At 64.8% G+C, this 20,195-nt stretch carries 16 protein-coding genes; 9 read left to right on the top strand and 7 right to left on the bottom strand.

Annotated elements, in window-relative coordinates:
- Positions 1-15 precede the first annotated feature (15 nt).
- The 4 genes from AAFG07_RS18940 to AAFG07_RS18925 all read right to left on the bottom strand — a co-directional run bounded on the left by AAFG07_RS18940 (position 16) and on the right by AAFG07_RS18925 (position 4,508).
- Positions 16-312 (bottom strand): septal ring lytic transglycosylase RlpA family protein, encoded by a 297-nt coding sequence (locus AAFG07_RS18940; protein WP_342728573.1) that lies wholly within the window; start codon positions 310-312, stop codon positions 16-18.
- Positions 313-419: 107 nt separating this feature from the next.
- Positions 420-3,131, bottom strand: coding sequence for an EAL domain-containing protein (locus AAFG07_RS18935; RefSeq protein WP_342728572.1), 2,712 nt, complete (start codon positions 3,129-3,131; stop codon positions 420-422).
- 116 nt (positions 3,132-3,247) lie between these two features.
- The gene (locus AAFG07_RS18930) at positions 3,248-3,781 is read right to left on the bottom strand and encodes a hypothetical protein (protein WP_342728571.1); all 534 of its coding nucleotides are present in this window, start codon (positions 3,779-3,781) and stop codon (positions 3,248-3,250) included.
- A 232-nt stretch (positions 3,782-4,013) separates the two neighbouring features.
- Positions 4,014-4,508 (bottom strand): ArsI/CadI family heavy metal resistance metalloenzyme, encoded by a 495-nt coding sequence (locus AAFG07_RS18925; protein ID WP_342728570.1) that lies wholly within the window; start codon positions 4,506-4,508, stop codon positions 4,014-4,016.
- A gap of 95 nt (positions 4,509-4,603) precedes the next feature.
- Between AAFG07_RS18925 and AAFG07_RS18920 the strand changes: the two genes are divergently transcribed.
- The 5 genes from AAFG07_RS18920 (at position 4,604) to AAFG07_RS18900 (ending at position 11,807) form a co-directional block, all read left to right on the top strand.
- Positions 4,604-4,831 (top strand): hypothetical protein, encoded by a 228-nt coding sequence (locus AAFG07_RS18920; RefSeq protein WP_342728569.1) that lies wholly within the window; start codon positions 4,604-4,606, stop codon positions 4,829-4,831.
- A gap of 92 nt (positions 4,832-4,923) precedes the next feature.
- Positions 4,924-5,274, top strand: a complete 351-nt coding sequence (locus tag AAFG07_RS18915; RefSeq protein WP_342728568.1) for a hypothetical protein — start codon at positions 4,924-4,926, stop codon at positions 5,272-5,274.
- Positions 5,275-5,387: 113 nt separating this feature from the next.
- Positions 5,388-6,611, top strand: a complete 1,224-nt coding sequence (locus tag AAFG07_RS18910) for an efflux RND transporter periplasmic adaptor subunit (protein ID WP_342728567.1) — start codon at positions 5,388-5,390, stop codon at positions 6,609-6,611.
- Complete coding sequence (locus tag AAFG07_RS18905; protein WP_342728566.1) at positions 6,604-9,837, top strand: CusA/CzcA family heavy metal efflux RND transporter; 3,234 nt, start codon at positions 6,604-6,606, stop codon at positions 9,835-9,837. Before AAFG07_RS18910 ends, AAFG07_RS18905 begins: the two co-directional genes overlap by 8 nt.
- Before the next feature lie 128 nt (positions 9,838-9,965).
- A complete protein-coding gene (locus AAFG07_RS18900; protein ID WP_342728565.1) occupies positions 9,966-11,807 on the top strand; it encodes an alkaline phosphatase family protein in 1,842 nt (613 codons plus the stop codon).
- A 62-nt stretch (positions 11,808-11,869) separates the two neighbouring features.
- Here AAFG07_RS18900 and AAFG07_RS18895 read toward each other — a convergent pair whose 3' ends face one another.
- On the bottom strand, positions 11,870-12,451 hold the full coding sequence (locus AAFG07_RS18895; protein ID WP_342728564.1) for a hypothetical protein: 582 nt from the start codon (positions 12,449-12,451) through the stop codon (positions 11,870-11,872).
- A gap of 389 nt (positions 12,452-12,840) precedes the next feature.
- Here AAFG07_RS18895 and AAFG07_RS18890 point away from each other — a divergent pair, with 389 nt between their 5' ends.
- Both AAFG07_RS18890 and AAFG07_RS18885 read left to right on the top strand, forming a co-directional pair.
- Positions 12,841-13,500, top strand: coding sequence for a peroxiredoxin (locus AAFG07_RS18890; RefSeq protein ID WP_342728563.1), 660 nt, complete (start codon positions 12,841-12,843; stop codon positions 13,498-13,500).
- A gap of 20 nt (positions 13,501-13,520) precedes the next feature.
- Positions 13,521-14,984, top strand: coding sequence for a deoxyribodipyrimidine photo-lyase (locus AAFG07_RS18885; RefSeq protein WP_342728562.1), 1,464 nt, complete (start codon positions 13,521-13,523; stop codon positions 14,982-14,984).
- 8 nt (positions 14,985-14,992) lie between these two features.
- Here AAFG07_RS18885 and AAFG07_RS18880 read toward each other — a convergent pair whose 3' ends face one another.
- Positions 14,993-15,865 carry a DMT family transporter gene (locus tag AAFG07_RS18880; RefSeq protein WP_342728561.1) on the bottom strand — a complete coding sequence of 291 codons (873 nt, stop codon included), beginning with the start codon at positions 15,863-15,865 and terminating at the stop codon, positions 14,993-14,995.
- 549 nt (positions 15,866-16,414) lie between these two features.
- Here AAFG07_RS18880 and AAFG07_RS18875 point away from each other — a divergent pair.
- Positions 16,415-17,248 carry a YkgJ family cysteine cluster protein gene (locus tag AAFG07_RS18875; protein ID WP_342729187.1) on the top strand — a complete coding sequence of 278 codons (834 nt, stop codon included), beginning with the start codon at positions 16,415-16,417 and terminating at the stop codon, positions 17,246-17,248.
- 59 nt (positions 17,249-17,307) lie between these two features.
- Here AAFG07_RS18875 and AAFG07_RS18870 read toward each other — a convergent pair whose 3' ends face one another.
- The gene (locus tag AAFG07_RS18870) at positions 17,308-18,822 is read right to left on the bottom strand and encodes a winged helix-turn-helix domain-containing tetratricopeptide repeat protein (RefSeq protein ID WP_342729186.1); all 1,515 of its coding nucleotides are present in this window, start codon (positions 18,820-18,822) and stop codon (positions 17,308-17,310) included.
- A gap of 49 nt (positions 18,823-18,871) precedes the next feature.
- On the opposite strand from AAFG07_RS18870, the gene AAFG07_RS18865 reads away from it, so the two are divergent.
- Positions 18,872-20,185 (top strand): acyl-CoA dehydrogenase family protein, encoded by a 1,314-nt coding sequence (locus AAFG07_RS18865; protein WP_342728560.1) that lies wholly within the window; start codon positions 18,872-18,874, stop codon positions 20,183-20,185.
- The last annotated feature ends 10 nt before the right edge of the window (positions 20,186-20,195 follow it).

Here is a 20,195-nt window from a genome sequence, read left to right as displayed (position 1 = left end):
CCACCGCCGGCCGCGCTACTCGATCACGACATGCGCGACGCCGAGCTGAAGGATGCCGAGCGCGCGCGCCGCCGTGGTCGAGACATCGATGATCCGTCCACGAACGAACGGCCCACGGTCGTTGACCCGGCACCGGATCGACCTCCCGCGATAGGACACGGTGACCATGCTGCCGAACGGCCGCTTGCGATGCGCGCAGGTCATCTCGCCACTCCTGCCGATGCCATGATAATAGGACGCAAGGCCACTCTCTGCGTTCGCCATGCATGAGGTAAACAGCAGCATGGCCGCGGACGTTACTGCGGTCTTCATTGATTGCCTGCCGGTCGAGCCCCGCAATGGAACGCGGTTCCACCGTTTCGGTTCCGCGCCCGACACGTCGGCAGGTCGATTTTTTGGAACTTTTCAGTGAGAGCCGCTCAGGCGGCGTCCTCGACGCTATCGGCCGCGAGCAGTGTCCGGAGATCCTGCGCCGGAACCGGCTTGCTGAACAGATAGCCCTGCATCTGCGTGCAGCCGAGCATCTGCACGGTATCGCGCTGCTGATCGGTCTCGACGCCCTCGGCGGTCGTGATCATGTTGCGGTCGGCGGCGATCGAGACCACCGCGCGGATGATAGAAGCCGAACCGCTGTTCCGGGTGACTTCCTTGACGAAGCTGCGGTCGATCTTGATCTTGTCGAACGGAAAGCGCTGCAGATATTGCAGCGACGAGTAGCCGGTGCCGAAATCGTCGAGCGCGATGTGGACACCGAGCGCCCGCAGCTGGCCGAGCGTGACCAGCGCCGCATCGTCGTCGGCGATCAGCACCGCCTCGGTGATCTCGAGCTCGAGCCTGCGCGGGTCGAGCCCGCTCTCGGCGAGCGCGCTCGCAACCTTCAGCGCCAGCGTCTCCGACTTGAACTGGATCGGCGACACGTTGACCGCAAGGCGCACATGCGCCGGCCATGCCGCCGCCTCGATGCAGGCGGTGCGTAACACCCACTGCCCGATCTCCTCGATCAGCCCGGTTTCCTCGGCGACCGGGATGAACTCCGCCGGCGAGATCATGCCGCGCACCGGATGCCGCCAGCGCAGCAGCGCCTCGCAGCCGGTCACCTCGTCGCTGCGCAGGTCAACCAGCGGCTGATAGTGCAGCTCGAAGCGGTCCTCCGCCAACGCTGTTCGCAGATCGGCCTCCAGTGCGCGGCGCAGGTTGGCCTGCTTCTCCATCGCCGGATCGAAGAAGCGGTAGGTCCTGCGGCCGGCGGCCTTGGCCGCGTACATCGCGAGGTCGGCGCATTTGAGCAGGCCGAACAGGTCGGAGCCGTGACGCGGGGCGATCGCAATGCCGATGCTGGCGTCGCTCGACAGCCAATGACCGTGGCAGTCGAACGGCGTGCGCAGCGACTGATAGACGCGCGCGACCAGATCGCTGACGTCGTCGTCCGACGTGATGTCATGCTGGACGATCGCGAACTCGTCGCCGCCGAGGCGCGCGATGAAGTCGTTCGATCCGACCGACTGGCGCAGCTTGTCGGCCACGCGCCGGAGGAATTCATCGCCGATCGGATGGCCCAGCGTGTCGTTGATCCGCTTGAACTCGTCGATATCGATGTAGTGGATCGCGAACTCGCGGACGATAGCCTCGCGCAACAATTCTTCCGCGTGACGCTGGAACAGCGTCCGGTTCGGCAGATTGGTCAGGGCATCGTAATGCGCGAGATACTCGATCTGCGCCTGCGCACGCCGCCCGTCGGTGACGTCCTCGAGCGTGGTAGCCCAGCCGCCGTCGGGTGCGCGTTTGTAGATCAGGCGGATGCTGCGGCCGTCGGGCGTCACGATCACCGAGTCCCGGATTTCATCACCCCTGGGATTGGTGAACCGCGCGCAGTATTCATCGACATCGCCGACGAATGAACCGAGCGCCTGGCGATGCAGGATCAGATCGCGCAGATGGCAGCCGGGCCTGGCGACATCGGGCGACAGGCCGAACATGTCGATGTATCGCTGGTTGCAGATCACGAGCCGCGCCGAGGCGTCGAACAGCAGGAGCCCCTGCGTCATGGTGTTGATCGCGGTGTCGAGATGCTGGCTCTTCTCGGACAGCCGGCGTTGCGCCGCATCGTGCTGCCGCTGCAGCTGGCGGACGATCAGGAAGACCGCAAAGCTGATGATCAGTACCGCCAACACAGCCGCGCAGAATTGCAGCTTGGTCTGGGCGCGCCAGTCTTCCAGCGCGCTCGAGGTCTTCGTGGTGGCGAGGATCAGGATTGGAAAATGCGACAGCGATTTGACCGCACCGACGTTCTCCTCGCCAGAAGCGCCAACGAACCGTCCCGACGTGTTGCCGCCAAAGCTGATGACCTTTTGGAACACTGGCAAGTTGATGATGTTGCGGCCGATCACGCCGGCATCCTGCGGATAGCGCGCGATGATGGTGCCGTCGCGATGGATCATCGAAATCACGGTGTCGCCGCTCAATGCCAGCGAGGCGAGAAAATCCTCGAAATGGCTGGGCTCGACGCCGCGGCTCGCGAAGCCGATGATCTCGCCGTTGCGCCCGGTGATCTTGCGCGCAAAGATCGTGGTCCAGTTGCCGGTCACCTTGCTCATCGCAGGTTCGACGATCACCGGCGACGTCGGCCGTCCCGAGGTGAACTCCTGGAAATAGCGCCGTTCGGCAATGCTGACGTCGGGCACCGGCCACATCTCGGACGAGTTGATCAGCCATCCCTTGGCATTGAACAGATTGAGCCCGCCGACATGCGGCAGCGCGGCCAACCGCGTGCGCAGCATCTCGTGCGCGCTCAGGAGCGACATGTTCTTTTCGAACTGATCGGCGGTCTCGACCTGCTCCGACCGGAGATAGTTCACGATGTCGTCGTGGACATGCTGGAGGTCGCTGAGCTGCTGGTCGAAATGCCGCGACAGCAGCAGCGCGGTGTTGTTGAGCTCGCGCTCGGACATCTCCAGCGCACGCTCGCGAAACTGCAGCGCGAGATAGCCGGTGCCAAGCGTGATGGCGAGCACCAGCAGCGCGGCGCTCAGGACGAGCCACTGAATGGCGCCCATCCTGGTGGCGCGCAGCACACCCTTGATCGACAGCCGCCGGTGCTCCGGCTTCACGCTGTTCGTTGAGATAACCGACATTTTCCTGCCCCTGCGGGTGCCCTTGTACGGGAGCACAACCCAAGGGGTCGTTAGGAAAATCAGTTATCGGATTGTTAAGGCGGATGAGTAGCTGAGCGCGATCAGCACGGGATGCCTCAGAACGCGACCGCCTCAGGCGACCCGGTCGCCTCCTTCAGGCTGCACTCGATCAACGCGCCCTCAATGCTGAATTTCGAGAATGGAGAGAACGGCGTCGCGGCCTTGAGCGCAGCGAAGAATTGCGAGTCGCCAGGGCTCTTGAGGAGAAAACGGATGTGGCTGGCCGCCAGCGCATCGCGCGACAGCCAGACGACGCCGGAGAACAGCGCCACGAGCATCTGCGCGTAATCGCTGACATCGGAGAGGCCGAGATCGTAGATCGGAGACACATTGATGAAACGCGCGCTGAGAGCCGGCGACGTATATCGGCTCATCAGGAGACGTCTGACCTGGCAGACCGCGTGGACCCGCTCGCCGTCGGTCAGGTGATACAGCCCCTGACTGTCACCTTCCCTGGCGGTCAGCGCTTCAAACGCGCCGATGCCGCCAAAGGTGGCAAAATCCTCTCCGACGCCTTCAGCGTCCTTCTTCCATTGTGCCTTGATTTGACGCCAGGACCGCTCAGGATCCTTGATTGGCAAAAGCCGCATGGTTAGGGGGCTGTTAGCACGGAGGGGAGTCGTCGCTGGGATAATATGTCGCAGGCATTAAGCCTTTGCTTACAACGGTAGCCGGCTGCGGCGGCTGGCCCGGCGATGCGTAGCCCGGATGAAGCGCAGCGCAATCCGGGACCTGTATCAACGGTTGGCGGCTCCCGGATTTCGCTGCGCTTCATCCGGGCTACAAGAAACTTCGACCCCTGGTGCGCGCGGCCGCTTCGACTCACGCCTTGCAGCAGGCCGAAGCCCCGGGCGGCGCGGCCTCGGGCTGTGGCGCACAACAGGCGCTCTGCTGCCCGTCCAGCTTCTCGTGCGCGACGCGCGCGGACCGCTCGCCGCTGCCGTCGCCGTAGACGATGCTTTCGCCGGTCGTATGGAAGGTCTCCCACGCGATCCCCGCGGGATCGTCGGTCCATGACTTCTCGGACCTGGCATAGCAGCACACCGTCTGGCCCTGCTCGATCACCTCGCCGCCCGCCTTGCGCAGCCGGCCATAGACCTCGCCGAGTTCCTCGGCGCTCTCGACCTGAATGCCGAGATGATCGAGCCCCGGCTCGCGGCCGCGGGTCGAGATCGCGAAGTTGACCCGGGGATCGTCGAGCATCCATTTGGCATAGTCGGATTTCACGACCGTCGGTTCGGCGCCGAACAACGCCGAGTAGAAGTCGACCGATTGGTGGATGTCCTTGACGGCGACGTGAACATGCATGCGCTTCATGGGAGGCAATCCTTTCGGGCGCCGACGCTGGATGGATATTCCAGCCCAAGCATGCTCAGATATCAACAGCGTTACAACAGGAGTCCTGCTGCGGAATGGATGCGCTCACGCTGTTCGGTTTGTTCGCCGTGACGATGATGCTCGTCTGCTACGCAGCCGAGGACCGCAGCCCGTGGTTCATCCTGGCCTTCGCAGTCTCCTGCGCGCTCGGCTCGGCCTACGGTTTCCTGCAGGGCGCCTGGCCGTTCGGGCTGGTCGAAGCGATCTGGGCCGTCGTCGCAGCGCGCCGCTGGCTGATGCGCCGAACCGCTGAGAGGGTGTAACGTTATAGTATCCGCGGCAATTCTGTCGCGGCGTCGAACTTGAATGCGCGCGGTCGCGGCGCTAATTAGGGCCCATGGACGCTTCGCGCACCATGATTCAGAATTCCGCCCATGCAACAGGATCGCGCCGCTGGCGCAGCCTGCTTGCGGGGCTGATTTCGCTTGCGCTGGTGCTGTCGTTCTTCCACGGCTGGGCCTTCGATGGCGATGACGATGCGGCTCCCGGCTTCTCGATCGCGCAGTCGATCAACGACACCGGCGGCAAGGCTCCCGCGCATCCGGCCTCACTGCACGGCGATCACTGCTTGACCCACGTCGCCTCGGTGGCGCCGCAGGAGACCGCATTCCCGATCGCCTATGCGCCGCATAGCTATGGCGACGGCAGCATCGGGCTGCCGGCGTCAGCCGATCGCCTCTCCCCCTTCAAACCACCCCGCGCCTGATCCGGTCGGCATGACCGGCCGTGCGCCGCTGCCATCCGGTAGCGCGCACGCTTCCGCACAGATCGATGTCGCGACAGCGCAGGGCCATCGGCATGCGCTGCGGAGAGGCGCATATGAAACGGGTTGTTCTATTTTTCGCCGGCGTGGCTGCCGGCATTGCACTGATCATTCTGGCGGCCGGATGGATCGGCTGGCCGGTCAAGTTCCCGGCCACGACGCAGGAGACGGCGAGCGCAGATCCACCGAAAGCCGAGGCCAGGCATGAGGCCCCCGGACATATCGAGCTCAGCGAAGACCAGATTCGTGAATCCGGCATCACGCTCGCACCGGCCAGCGGCGGCATGCTGAAGCGGCATTTCCTCGCGCCGGGATCGCTGATCCCCGACGCCGATCATATCGGCCGCGTCTCGGTCCGAGTGCTCGCAACGGTCACGGAACTGCGCAAGCGTCTCGGCGACGTGGTCGAGAAAGGCGAGATCGTCGCTGCGATCGAAAGCCGTGAGGTAGCCGACGCCAAGAGCGAATACCTCGCCGCGCGGCTCACCAACGACCTGCAGCAGACGCTCTACGCGCGACAGAAGACGCTGGTAGAGACGCGCATCGTCTCGGAAAACGAGTTCCTGCGCACGCGACTGACCGCGAACGACGCGCAGATCAAGCTCGACGGCGCGCGGCAGAAACTGTTTGCGCTCGGTCTGTCGGAAAGCGAGATCACCGATCTGCCGAACCAGCCGCCCGAAAGCCTGCGGACGCAGTTCCTGCGCGCGCCGATCAGCGGCCGGGTGTCTGAACGGCGCGTCGATCTCGGCGGCCTGATCGGGCGCGAGGGCCAGGAAAGCGAGCTTTATGTTATCGTTAATCTCGACGACATCTGGGTCGATCTGGCGGTTTCGCCTGAAGACATCGGCGCGGTCCGCGAAGGCGTGTCGGTCAAGATCCGCGCCATCGGCACCGAGGATGAAGCCAGTGCCGGCGTGATCTTCGTCAGCCCTCTGCTCGACCGCGAGACCCGCAATGCCCGTGTGATCGCGACCCTGCCCAACAAGGATCACCGCTGGAAACCGGGCACCTTCGTGACCGCGGAGGTGCCGCTGTCTGGCGCGCCGTCCACCGTGATGGTGACGAAGAAGGCCATTCAAACCATCAAGGGGACGCCGACCGTATTCGTGCGTGATGCCGATGGCTTCGAGGCGAGGTCGGTACGGACCGGTCGCGAGGACGATGACGACATCGAAATCGTCGCGGGTCTTGCCGCCGGCGAGACCATCGCGGTGCAGAACACCTTCACATTGAAGGCCGAGGTCGGGAAGGACGAAGCGGAGCACGGCCATGATTGAGCGCATCATCGGTCTGGCGATCCAGCGGCGCTGGGTGGTCGTCACATTGGCGGCGATCCTGATGTTCCTCGGCGGCCTCGCATTGACGAAGCTGCCGATCGACGCAGTGCCCGACATCACCAACAAGCAGGTCCAGATCAACACCGTCGCCCCGGCGCTGTCGCCGGCGGAAATCGAGAAGCAGATCACCTTCCCGATCGAGACGGCGCTGGCGGGCGCGCCGGGGCTGGAGAGCACGCGGTCGCTGTCGCGTAACGGCTTCTCGCAGATCACGGCGGTGTTCAGCGAAGCCACTGACATCTATTTCGCCCGCCAGCAGGTCGGCGAGCGCCTGACCGAAGTTCGCGCGCGCCTGCCCCAGGGCATCGAGCCGCGAATTGGCCCGACCACGACGGGTCTTGGCGAAATCTACACGTGGACCGTCCACTACTCCAACCAAAAGGTACAGGGCGACGGCGCGCCGGGCCTGCAGAGCGACGGCCGATTCCTGACGGCGGACGGCCAGGTGCTGCAAAGCGAGGTCGAGAAGGACGCCTATCTGCGCACGGTGCAGGACTGGATCATCAAGCCGCAGATCAAGATGGTGCCGGGTGTTGCCGGCGTCGATTCGATCGGCGGCTACCTCAAGCAGTACCAGGTCCATCCCGATGCAGCGAAGCTGATCGCGCTCGGCCTCACCTTTGCCGACGTCGCCAAGGCGATCGAGAGCAACAATGTCAGCCGCGGTGCGCGCTATATCGAGCGCAACGGCGAAGGATTCGTGGTGCGGTCCGGCGGTCGCCTCGAAAACATCGAAGAGCTCGGCGCCGTCGTGGTCACCACCCGCGGTGGCGTCCCGGTCCGGATTCGCGACCTCGCCTCCCTCTCAATCGGCGGCGAGACGCGCACCGGCAGCGCCAGCGAGAACGGCCGCGAGGTCGTGGTCGGCACGGCACTAATGCTGATCGGCGCCAACAGCCGCACGGTATCGGCCGCAGTCGATGCCAAGCTGCGCGCGATCACGCCGTCCTTGCCGGCAGGCGTCGCAGTCGAGACGGTGCTCGATCGCACCCAGCTGGTCGATGCGACGATCGGTACGGTGGCGCGGAACCTCAGCGAAGGCGCACTGCTCGTGATCGCGGTGCTGTTCGTGCTGCTCGGCAATTTCCGCGCCGCATTGATCACGGCACTGGTGATCCCGATCGCGATGCTGATGACCGCGATCGGCATGTGGCAGGGCCGCATCAGCGCCAATCTGATGAGCCTCGGTGCGCTGGATTTCGGCCTGATCGTCGATGGCGCCGTCATCATCACCGAGAACAGCCTGCGTCATCTTGCCGAGAAGCAGCACGCGCTCGGTCGCGTGCTGACCCGCGACGAACGGCTGGCGACGGTACGGGCGTCCGCCGTGGAAATGGTGCAGCCGAGCCTTTATGGGCAGGCCATCATCCTGCTGGTCTATGTGCCGCTCCTCACTTTCACCGGCGTCGAAGGCAAGATGTTCGAGCCGATGGCGCTGACCGTGATCCTCGCGCTCGCCGCCGCCTTCGTGCTGTCGCTGACGCTGGTTCCGGCACTGATCGCGATCGGCATCACCGGCCGCGTGCAGGAGAAGGAGAACTGGCTCGTTGCCGCATTGAAGCGCGGGTACAGCCCGCTGCTCCGGCGCGCGGTCGCAACGCCCCTGCCCGTCATCGCGGTGGCGGTCGTGTTGTTCGCGACCGCCCTGTTCGGGTTCTTCCGCCTCGGCCAGGAGTTCATCCCCTCGCTCGACGAGAAGAACATCGCCATGCACGCGCTCAGAATTCCAAGCACGGCGCTGTCGCAGTCGCAGGCGATGCAGCTCTCGGTCGAGAAGGCCGTCAGCCGCTTTCCGCAGGTGTCGTTCGTGTTCTCCAAGACCGGCACCGCGGAGGTGGCGAGCGACCCGATGCCGCCGAACGCGTCCGACACCTTCATCATCCTGAAACCGCGCGCAGAGTGGCCGGATCCATCGCTGACCAAGGAGCAGTTGATCGAGGAGATCTCGAAGGCGGTCGGCCGGCTGCCGGGCAACGTCTATGAATTCACCCAGCCGATCCAGATGCGCTTCAACGAACTGCTCGCCGGCGTTCGCGGCGACATCGCGGTCAAGGTGTTCGGCGACGAGTTCGAGCCGATGCAGAAGGCCGCCAACCAGATCGCCGCCGCGCTGCGCGGCGTCCGCGGCGCGACTGACGTCAAGGTCGAGCAGGCCGGTGGCCTGCCCGTGCTCGAGATCAAGGTCGACAAGGCGGCGATCGCCCGGCGGGGCCTGAGCGTCTCCGAGGTCCAGGACGTGATCGGTGCCGCGGTCGGCGGCCAGGATGCCGGCGTCGTCTACGAGGGCGATCGCAGCTTCGACATCGTGGTGCGGTTGCCGGAGAGCGTCCGCTCCGATCTCGAAGCGTTGAGCAATTTGCCGGTCGCCTTGCCGAAGGCAACGCCGAGTTCGCCCGTGCAGAGCCTGCCGCTCAACCGCGTCGCGCAGTTCTCCTTCACAGAGGGACCGAACCAGATCAGCCGCGAGAACGGCAAGCGCCGCATCGTGGTGACGGCCAATGTCCGGGGCCGCGATCTCGGCTCGGTGGTCGAGGAAGCTCAGGCCAAGGTCACGCAATCGGTGCAGCTGCTGCCCGGCTACTGGATGACCTGGGGCGGCCAATCGGAAAATCTCGCCGCGGCGCGCCAGCGCCTTGCCGTCGTGGTGCCGGCCTGTTTTGCGATGATCTTCCTGTTGCTGCTGGCGGCGATGGGATCAGTGCGCGATGCGCTGCTGGTCTTCAGCGCGGTGCCGCTGGCGCTGACCGGCGGCGTCGCCGCGCTGTGGCTGCGCGGCATGCCATTCTCGATCTCGGCGGCGGTCGGCTTCATCGCGCTGTCCGGCGTTGCGGTGCTGAACGGGCTCGTGATGCTGAGCTTCGTCCGGCAATTGCGCGAGCGCGGCGTGCCGATCCGGGAGGCCATCGAGCAAGGCGCCCTCACCCGCTTCCGCCCCGTGGTGATGACCGCGCTGGTGGCCTCGCTCGGTTTCGTGCCGATGGCGTTCGCCACCGGCACCGGCGCCGAGGTGCAGAAGCCGCTCGCCACCGTCGTGATCGGCGGCCTGATCAGCGCGACCCTGCTCACGCTTGCCGTGCTGCCCGCGCTCTATGCACGGTACGGGCATGCCGGCAGCGCTGCGCGCAGTGAGAACCGCTCCCCAGCCCGCGGAATGACGGCCGGCTGACCGGCCGTCGCCAAGAAAAATCCGGCAGTTACAGCGCCCGGCAGGCGCTGTAACATTTCTGTCATGTGGCAAAACTAAACGAAAGCTGCGGCGGGCTGCCGCGGGGCTTCATCAGGGGGAATAACAAAATGCGCCGTGCCATTACATTACTGTCCGCGAGCATGATCGCGCTTTCAGCCGGCGCCGCTTCCGCGCAAAATGCAAAGCCCCGCAACCTGATCCTGTTCGTCCCCGACGGCCTGCGCGGCGGCATCGTGACGCCGCAGTCGGCGCCTGCGATGGCCGAGATCCGCGACAAGGGCGTCCATTTCAAGAACTCGCATTCGCTGTTCCCGACCTTCACGATGGCGAACAGCTCGGCGCTCTCGACCGGCCACTATCTCGGCGACACCGGCACCTTCTCCAACACGATCTTCACCGGCTACACCTCGGTGCCTGCCGGCGACACCGTTGTCCCCTTCATCGAGAACGACGCCGTGCTCGCCGATATCGACGATCACTTCAATGGCGACTACCTCAACGAGGAGACGCTGCTGAAGATGGCCCGCGGCCAGGGTTTCAGCACTGCAGCCATCGGCAAGCTCGGCCCGACCCTGCTGTTCGACCACACCGACCGCGGCAAGAACACCATCGTGGTCGACGATTCCACCGGCGGCAAGGCCGGCGTGCCGCTCTCCGACGAGATGAAGGACGCGCTGACCAAGGCCGGCCTGCCGCTCGCTACTCCGAGCCGCGGCGACAATGCCAAGGCCGGCGATGCCAAGACGCCAGGTACCACGGTCGCCAACGTTGCACAGCAGGCCTATATGGCCGACGTCGCGACCAAGGTCGTGCTGCCGATGTTCAAGGCGCGCAACAAGCCTTTCGTGCTGGTGTTCTGGTCGCGCGATCCGGACGGCAGCCAGCACAACACAGGCGACAGCCTCAACACCATCACGCCCGGCATCAACGGCCCGACCTCGATGGCCGGCATCAAGAATGCCGACAACAACCTCGCCCAGCTCCGCAAGGCGCTCGACGAGCTCGGGCTCGCCGCGAACACCAACATCATGGTCTCCTCGGACCACGGCTTCTCGACGATCTCGAAGGAGAGCAAGACCAGCCCCTCGGCCAAGATCGCCTACGACGACACGCCGAAGGATTTCCTGCCGATGGGCTTTTTGGCGATCGATCTCGCCAAGGCGCTGAACCTGCCGTTGTTCGACCCCAACGACAAGAACGCCAAGGTCGCCGACAATGCCCATCCGAAGGCCGGCAACGGCGTGCTCGGCCAGGATCCGGCCAAGCCTGATGTCGTGATCGCCACCAATGGCGGCTCGGACCTGATCTATCTGCCGAACCGCGACAAGAAGCTCGCCGATCGCGTCATCACGGCGCTGCTCGAGCAGGACTATGTCAGCGGCCTGTTCGTCGACGACAAGCTCGGCACCTTCCCCGGAACGCTGCCGATGTCGAACCTCAATTTGAAGGGCAAGGCGGTGACGCCGAACCCGTCGATCGTGGTCAACTTCCGCTCCTGGTCGAGCGGCTGCGAGATCCCGACCAACTGCTCGGTGCAGATCGCCGACACCGTGCTGCGCCAGGGCCAGGGCATGCATGGCAGCTTCAGCCGCGGCGACACCTACAACTTCACCGCGGCGATCGGCCCCGACTTCAAGGCGGGCTATGTCGATCCGCTGCCGGTCAGCAACGCCGATGTCGGCATGACCGCGGCGCAATTGCTCGGCCTGCGCGCGCCGAACAATGGCGGGCTGATCGGCCGGGTGATGTCGGAAGCACTGCCGAACGGCATCGTGCCGAAGATGGCCGAGGGCACCATCATGTCGAAGAAGCCTTCGGCCAACGGCCTGCGCACCGTGCTGAAATTCCAGCGCGTACTCTCGACCCGCTATTTCGACGTCGCCGGGTTCCCGGGGCGGACGCTCGGGCTCGAGGAGAGCGGCGGCACACAGAAAACGGCGGGGAAGTGATCCCCGCCGCTCTCGCCTGAAGCCATTGGTTCGGGATGATGCACAGGCATCATCCCGACTGGTCACATCATCCCGATGTCGAACACGTTGGGCAGCTGGACTGCGAGCGGCAGCGCAGTCGCGCCGACCAGCGTCGCCACCATCGCCGCGAGCGCACGGCCGGTGCGGCGCTGACCGCGCATCCGGCCCGCGATCCATTCCAGAACCTTGGTGTCCATCTTGGCGCCTTGCGTCGGCGCCCAGCGATCGATGTTCGTATCCGGCGACAGCGCCACCGTGCGCGGCGGCACCGGCAGGCCGGATTCGGACGCGGCATGATGGGCGATCGCCTTGGCGAGCAGGTCGTCGAACCGGCCGCCATCACTGCGCTCGGCAGCAGCCTCGTTGATCGCGAACAGCGCCTCGATCTCGGCCCGGCTGACCGGCTGGTGCTCGACCGCGGCCGCAGTCAGGATGCGCGCGCACCAGGCAGCGTCATCGGCATCGAGCGACCGGGAGAAATGGATACGGCCCTTGGTGGTCGGGCCCTCGCCGGTGATCACGCCGTCGCGCACGATGGTCAGCGCATGGGCGGCGGTCTTGCGGCAGGACGGATGCAACGCACCGCTGAGAACCTCAGCGGTCTTGGTACTTGGGGTAGACATTGTGGGAGCTTTCAATTCCTATCTGAGGCCAGCTTTTCCATGCGGGCGTAAACGAGTGGTTAACGATTCGGAACTTGGGTTCCGAGATTTTTAGATGGTTGCTATTTGGTCGATTTAAACGCCGTCACGGTTCAGTCCTATAGCAGCCGGGGTCGGCGTGATGACGGCGATAAGCGGCTTTATCGGGGCATTTCCAAGCTTTTGTGCCGCAGCTGATATTTCGCCGCAGGAGTATGGATCAAAACAAATTGCTTGGAATTCCACCTTCAAGGAGAAATGTCTCACCTTTTTTCAGAAGCCGTTCACTTAAGCCTTCTTGCGTCCTATACTGGGAACCGACCACCTCAAATGCAATTTTGTCTGCAACATCAAATAGATGAGGTAAAATCATGGCACTTCAGATTGGCGCCGTCGCCCCCGACTTCGAAGCCGAGACCACCGAAGGGAAGATCAAGTTCCACGACTGGATCGGCAGCAGCTGGGTGCTTTTGTTCTCCCATCCCAAGGACTTCACCCCGGTCTGCACCACCGAGCTCGGCACGCTCGCCCGCCTGAAACCCGAATTCGACAAGCGCGGCGTCAAGCTGATGGGCCTGTCGGTCGATCCGGTCGACCGTCACGCCAAATGGTCCGAGGACATCAAGGAAACCCAGGGCGCGGCGCCGAACTACCCGATGATCGGCGACATCGATTTCAACGTGTCGAAGCTCTACGACATGCTGCCGGCCTCGACCTCGGGCGATCCCCTCACCCGCACGCCGGCGGACAATCAGACGGTCCGCAACGTCTTCATCATCGGCCCCGACAAGAAGATCAAGCTGGTGCTGGTCTACCCGATGACCACGGGGCGGAACTTCCAGGAGATCCTGCGCGTCATCGACTCGCTGCAACTCACAGCCACGCACCGCGTCGCCACCCCCGCCGACTGGAAGCAGGGCGAGGACGTGATCATTGCGGGCTCGGTCAGCAACGACGAGGCCAAGACGATCTATCCGCAGGGCTGGAAAGAACCGAAGCCCTACATCCGCATCGTGCCGCAGCCGAAGTAACGGCCGGCACGCACGTCCGGGTGACCTGCGCACAGCCTGTTATCGTCTGGTTTCGCGACGATCTGCGGCTGTCGGATCACCCGGCCCTGCATGAAGCGGCCAGCCGCGGCGCGCCCGTGGTCGGTCTCTATGTCCGCGACGAAGCAAGCCGTGCCCTGAAACCTCCAGCGTCGCGCCCCCTCGGGGGCGCGACGCGCTGGTGGCTGGCGCAGTCGCTGCGCGCACTCCGCAAAAGCCTTGAGGTGATAGGCGGCACGCTGGTGCTGCGCACCGGACCAGCCGCCTCCGTGATCGCCACGCTGGCGCGCGACATCCATGCGGGCGCCGTGTTCTGGAACGACATCGCGCAGGCGCCGCATCAGGCGATTGCCGCGGGCGTTGAATCTGCGCTCGCAAGCGACGGAATAGACTCGCAGATTTTCCCGGGCGACCTGCTCGCCGAACCCAGGGCGATCCGCAACAAGGACAACCGTGGCCTGCGCGTCTTCACGCCATTCTGGCGGCGCGTGCAGGCGCTGGGCGATCCGCCAAGGCCGTTGCCGGCACCGAAGAAGCTCGCATCCATCGGCGGCGTCGCGAGCGAAGCCCTCGACGATTGGGGCCTCGAGCCGACCCGGCCCGATTGGGCCGGCGGCCTGCGCGACACCTGGTCTCCGGGCGAAGCCGCGGCGCAGGCCCGACTGAAGGCGTTCCTCGACGAGAATATCAGCGGCTACAGCGACGACCGCGACCGGCCCGGCCGCGACGGCACCTCGCGGCTCTCCCCGCATCTGCGCTTCGGCGAGATCAGCCCACGCCAGGTCTGGCACGCCGCCCGCTTTGCGGCCGCCGAGCATCCGCGGCTCTCTGGCGATATCGACAAGTTCCTCAGCGAGCTCGGCTGGCGCGAGTTCTGCCGCCATCTGCTGTTCGACGTCCCCGACATTGCGGATCGGAATCTGCAGGCGCAGTTCGACGCGTTTCCATGGAAGCGCGACGCCCGTGCGTTGGAAGCCTGGCAACGCGGCCTGACCGGCTACCCGATCGTCGATGCCGGCATGCGCGAGCTCGGGCGCACCGGCGTGATGCACAACCGGGTGCGCATGGTGGTCGCCTCGTTCCTGGTGAAGCACCTGCTGATCGATTGGCGCGCCGGCGAACAATGGTTTTGGGACACGCTGGTTGACGCCGATGCCGGCTCCAATCCGGCGAACTGGCAATGGGCCGCCGGCTCCGGCGCCGATGCCGCGCCCTATTTCCGCGTCTTCAATCCGATCCTGCAAGGCGAGAAGTTCGATCCGGACGGCGCCTATGTCAGGCGCTGGGTGCCGGAGCTCGCGCAGCTTCCCAACGACCTGATCCACCAGCCCTGGACTGCAACACCAATCGAGCTGGCGAGCGCCGGCGTCGAACTCGGCAAGACCTATCCGCCGCCGATCGTCGATCACAAGCAGGGACGCGAACGCGCGCTTGCGGCGTATGCAAAAATCCGCGGCAAGGATTAGAGCAAGGGTCAGGAGCGGCGGTTGACCAGCAGCACCGCGGCGGCGCAGGCGGCCATGCCGGCCATGGCGACGTAATCCAGCCGCTCGCCGAACAGCACATAGGCCATCAACGCGGTCACCGCCGGCACCAGATAGAACAGGCTCGCGACCGAGGTCGCAGCATGGTGACGGATCAGCCAATACAGCAATCCGATCGAGCCGATCGACAGCGCGAACACCAGCCAGGCGATCGCCAGCACGAACTCGCTAGTCCAATGCACGACATTGGTCTCGAACAGCCAGGCGCCGATGCCGAAGAAGATCGTCACCGCGACGTACTGCACCAGATTGCCGGCGCGCCAGTCGATCTGGTTGCAGTAGCGGCGCTGGTACAGCGTGCCAAGCGTGATGCTGATCAGCGAGACGCCGGAGGCAAGCCAGCCCCACCCCGCGTCACCCGTCATCGGCCGGTTGTGCAGGATCAGCACGACCCCGGCGAGACCGAGCACGAGTCCGCCCCATTGCAGCGGCGTGACGCGCTCGCCGAACCAGCGGTTGGCGATGGTCGAGGTCAGGATCGGCTGCAGGCCCGGGATCAACGCCGACAGGCCTGCGGGAATCGAATGCGCGATCGCAATCGCGGTGCCGCCGAGATAGAAGCCGTGCACCAGGATGCCGGCCAGCGCACTGTGGAAAACACCTGTCCGGTCCGGCCATTTCGGCCGTGCGACCGCGGCGATGATCGCCATCACCACCACCACGAACGCCATCCGGATCGCCAGATAGGTCAGCGGCTCCGCATTGTTGATGACGTATTTGGTGCCGATGAACCCCGTGCTCCACAGCACGACAAAAATCGCCGGCGCCAGCCGAGCGGCAGTTTCCTCGAAGCTCTTGTTCATTGCAGGCCGTCATTGCCTGAAGATGAGGCAGCGGGCAATCGCGAATTTTCGCGCGTTAGCCGGACGAGCGCCCCAGGCACGCTGTCGTCCCTGCGAAAGCGGGGACCCATACTCCGCGGCGGATGTTGTGAAAGGAACGCGTCGTTCCAGCGAACTTCAACGATGACCATCGGTGGTTATGGTCCCTGCGTTCGCAGGGACGACACTGAACGTGTTGCACCGTCTGTTGGTCACATTTCGCATTCTCGCGACATAATCCGTCCGAGCTTTGTATCTCGTTCCGCCGGGTTGCTTTGTCGCCTGAGCGCGCTCTGACTTTGCAAACTGTTGCGCCTGTTCGCCACAAATCACGACCATTTGTCCTCAGGGATGCCATGCGCGTTTGTCGGATGCAGCATCCTGTCCTCGCGGATACGCTCCCTGAACAACCTCGCAGCCATCGGTCGCGGCGCGGTCCGGATAATCACAGGGATCTGCCGTCACCGAATACCGGCGGCCAAGAACACTGCACAAGAAGAACCGGCCACGAGCCGGACAAGAAGAAGAACAATGGACCAAGTGGCGTTGGTCGTCGTTCGGGCGGTCGAGAGCGGCGCGACGACGACGAAAGATATTATCGGCGTAACCAGATTGTCCCGCCTCAAGGTCGAGCGCGCACTGGGCGCGCTGGAGAAGCAGAAGCTGCTCGTTCGCGAACGACAGGGCGCGTGGGCCCTCGGCTTTCCGGTGGCTGCGACGGTCAGGCAATGCGGATCATGCACCCTCTGCTGCAAGGTGCTTGAAGTCACCGACCTCGGCAAACCGGTCAACACGCTCTGCAACCACATCCTGGCGGGCGGCGGATGCGGGATCTATCACGAGCGTCCCCGGCAGTGCCGCTCATTCAGCTGCGCCTGGCTGCAGGGCCATCTCGATGATGACTGGTTTCCCGAGAGCGCGGGCATGGTGCCGCATTTCGGGCTCGATACACTCAATGTGCAGGTCGACCTCGATGATCCCGAGCGCTGGCGCGAGGAACCCTATTTCAGCAAGCTGTGCGAACTATCGCTGAAGGGCCTCAGGGTGAGCGATGGGCGGCCGTATGCCACCCTCGTCATCGTCGGTCACGACCGCTATTTGCTGCTCGGCCGGACCATCGTGCCCGATCCAACGCTGTTCGGCACCGCCTTCGTGCCGATCACGTTCGATACTTTCCGCTACTGGAAGGCCAGGTCGCTCGAGCATCTGCAGCGGTTGAACGATCGCGTCATGGAGATCCACCGCATCCAGCAGGAGTTCGGATATTGCGCCATCCCTGACGACGATGACGACGATCCCTCACCGCCTTACCAGCCGGCGCTTCTGCAGCGGTCAAAGGAACTGGGCGTGATACGCACGACGTGACGATACCCGGACACAGCGCAGGTCAACCCGCCGGTTCGAGAAACAAGCGGCTGTGAGCGTCAACCGGTGAGACCCGCCTTGCGCAATCCATCGAGGAAATGTTCGCGGTCGGAGGGATTACGATACCGTTCGGCTCTGGCCTGGGCGAGGTCAAGAGTTCTCGCGGGCGCGATGTTGCCATTCGCATTCAGTTCGCGACAACGTTGGCTAACGAACGCATCAGCCTCGGCCTGCGCCTCGCCGAGGCGTCCCATCTGCGCATAGCAGGCTGCAAGGAGGCCGTGCGACCACCTGTCGAACGACCGCGCCTCCATCACCGCCTTGACCGCCTGCTCGTACTCGCGCCCTGAATAGAGGGCAAGCGCGTGATACCAGTGGTACAGGTTGGGCGGAAACGGATTGAGCCGCTTGGCTGTCCCGATCCACATCAGCGCCTCGCGCCACCGTCCCCAGTAGACCAGGATGTTGGCGAAAACGGCGGCGACATCGGCATCGTTTGGATTGAGGGCGAGCGCGCGGCTGAAATGGATTTCGGCCTTGGCGTCATCTTTCAGCAGGAACAGCAACTGGGCGAAGACGCCATGAGACCAGGCGTCGCCGTCCTCGATATCGAGCGCGTTCTCGATCTCACTCCGCGCCTCGCCCAGAGTTGCGGTGGTGGGTGATTCGAGAAACACGTCACAGACGATGGTCCAGGCGATGTTGACGTGGGCGCGGGCATATTGCGGGTCAAGCGCCACGGCGCATCGAAAATAGTCCCTGGCCTGGGCCATGGCATCCACGGTCAATTGACGCCATCGCTCGTTTCCGAGCAGGACCAGATCATAGGCGGTAATGCTGGAGGTCGGCTTGCGTCTGGCGACCTCCCGGCCGGCATCCTCCATCCGACCCGGCAGCGCGGCGACAATCGCGCGTACAATCTCGTCCTGCAGAGCGAAGATGTCATCGAGATCGCGGTCGTAGCGCTCGGTCCAGAGATTGTAACCGCTCGCGGCATCGAGCAGCTGGATGGTCACCCGCACACGGCTGCCGATCTTGCGCACACTCCCTTCGGCCACGTAGCGGACGCCGAGCTCGCGGCCGACCCGTTTGATCTCGGCTGTCCTGCCTTTGTAGGCGAAGCTGGAGTGACGGGCGACGACGAATAGTGACCTGAACCGCGACAGTTCCGCGATGATGTCTCCCGTGATCCCGTCGGAAAAATAGTCCTGCGCGGGATCGCCGCTCAGATTCGACAACGGGAGCACCGCGAGCGACGGCTTGCCGGACAGCGCCGGCTCGGGCGTTACCGAGGAGCCCGGCTCGGATACGCTCGCAACCGGCGGGCCGACGTAGCGATAGCCGCGACGCGGCAGCGTCTCGATCCAGTTCGCGCCTCCGTCGATGTCGGCAAATACCTTCCGCAAGGCGGCGATCTGCACGGTCAGGTTGCTCTCCTCGATCGCAAGCCCCGGCCAGGCCGCCTCCACCAACGCGTCCTTGGAAACCGGCGATCCGGCCCGCTCGACAAGCAGCCGAAGCAGCACCACCGCGCGCCGCCCGAGCGCGACCGGTTCGGCCTCCCGGAACAGCATCTCGGCCCCGGCGTCGAGGCGGAAGGGCCCGAATTCGTGGAGTGTTGCCATGGCTCCGGAGACTACATTTTTTGGAACTTTTTCGGAATGGATTCAGGACCTCGGGGAAGCGGACGATCATGCTGCGGCGGTGCTGAACCTCGAGGAGAGCCCGATGCGCGATCCAGGCTATGCGGCGAAGGCGGACGGCCCGGCGGCCCGTCCCGGTCCGGAAGTGAATGCCGGTGACCCTGCCCACGTTTGCCGCATGCTCGAGGCCGTCCAGGCGTTGGCCCCGCTCATCGCTGCGCAGCGCAACACATTCGACAGCGGACGGCGGTTGCCGGACGCGGTTTTCGCCGCATTGGCGGATGCCGGCCTGTTCCGCCTGTGGCTGCCGCAAGCGCTCGGCGGACCCGAACTGTCTCCCTTCGCGTTCATGCGCGTCGTTGAAGCCGCCTCGGCGCTCGATGGCTCCGTCGGCTGGCTGGTCGGCAATGGCGCCGGCATGAGCCGGATCGGCGGCTACCTCGATGAGGCCGTCGCACGTGAGTGGTATGCCGACCCGCGCGCCTTTGTCGCAAGCGCGACCGGCGCGGTCGGCACGGCAACCGCCGTCGCAGACGGCTATCGCGTTTCCGGGCGCTGGCCGTTCGGCAGCGGCGCCCATCACGCGACGCGCTTCATGGTGCTGGCCAGCGTCAGGCCCGACGATCCGGCTTCGCCGCTTCTCTGCTGCTATCTCGGGCGGGCGGATGTGACCATCCTCGACAACTGGCATGTATCCGGGCTGCGCGGCACCGGCAGTTGCGATTTCGAGGCGCGGGATATCTTCGTGCCGGCCGCTCACGCTCATCCTTTTCTCGGGCTGCAACCGACCCAGCCCGGACTGCTCTATCGCATGCCACCGTCATCGGTGTTCGCGTGGAGCATCTGCGGGGTGCCGCTCGGCATCGCGTCCGGCGCCATGACCTCGTTCACGGAGCTCGCCAAAGGCCGCTCCGGAAATCGGGCCGCGCTCCGCGATCGCGAGATCGTTCAGGCGACGGTCGGGCGGACCAGGGCGATGCTTCGCGCCGGCCGCGCGCTTCTGATCGATGCCATGACCGAGTTGATGGCCGCAACCGACACGGGCGACCAACGGCTGGTGGAGGCACGCGCAGACATTCGGATCGCCAACGCACATGCGGCGGAGACTGCGACGTCCATCACCGAGATGCTGGCCGCCAGCGCAGGCGCCGTCGCCATCTTCGAGACCTGCACCCTGGAGCGTGCGGTCGGCGATGTCCGCGCCGCGGCGAAGCATATCGCGATGAGTCCGAACAATTACATCACCGCCGGCCGGCTGGCGCTCGGGCTCGATCCCGGCACGACGAGGTTTTGACCATCATCCG

Source organism: Bradyrhizobium sp. B097 (assembly GCF_038957035.1).
GTDB lineage: Bacteria > Pseudomonadota > Alphaproteobacteria > Rhizobiales > Xanthobacteraceae > Bradyrhizobium.
The sequence above is the reverse complement of the archived record's forward strand: the minus strand, read 5'-3'. Positions and strand labels throughout refer to the sequence as shown.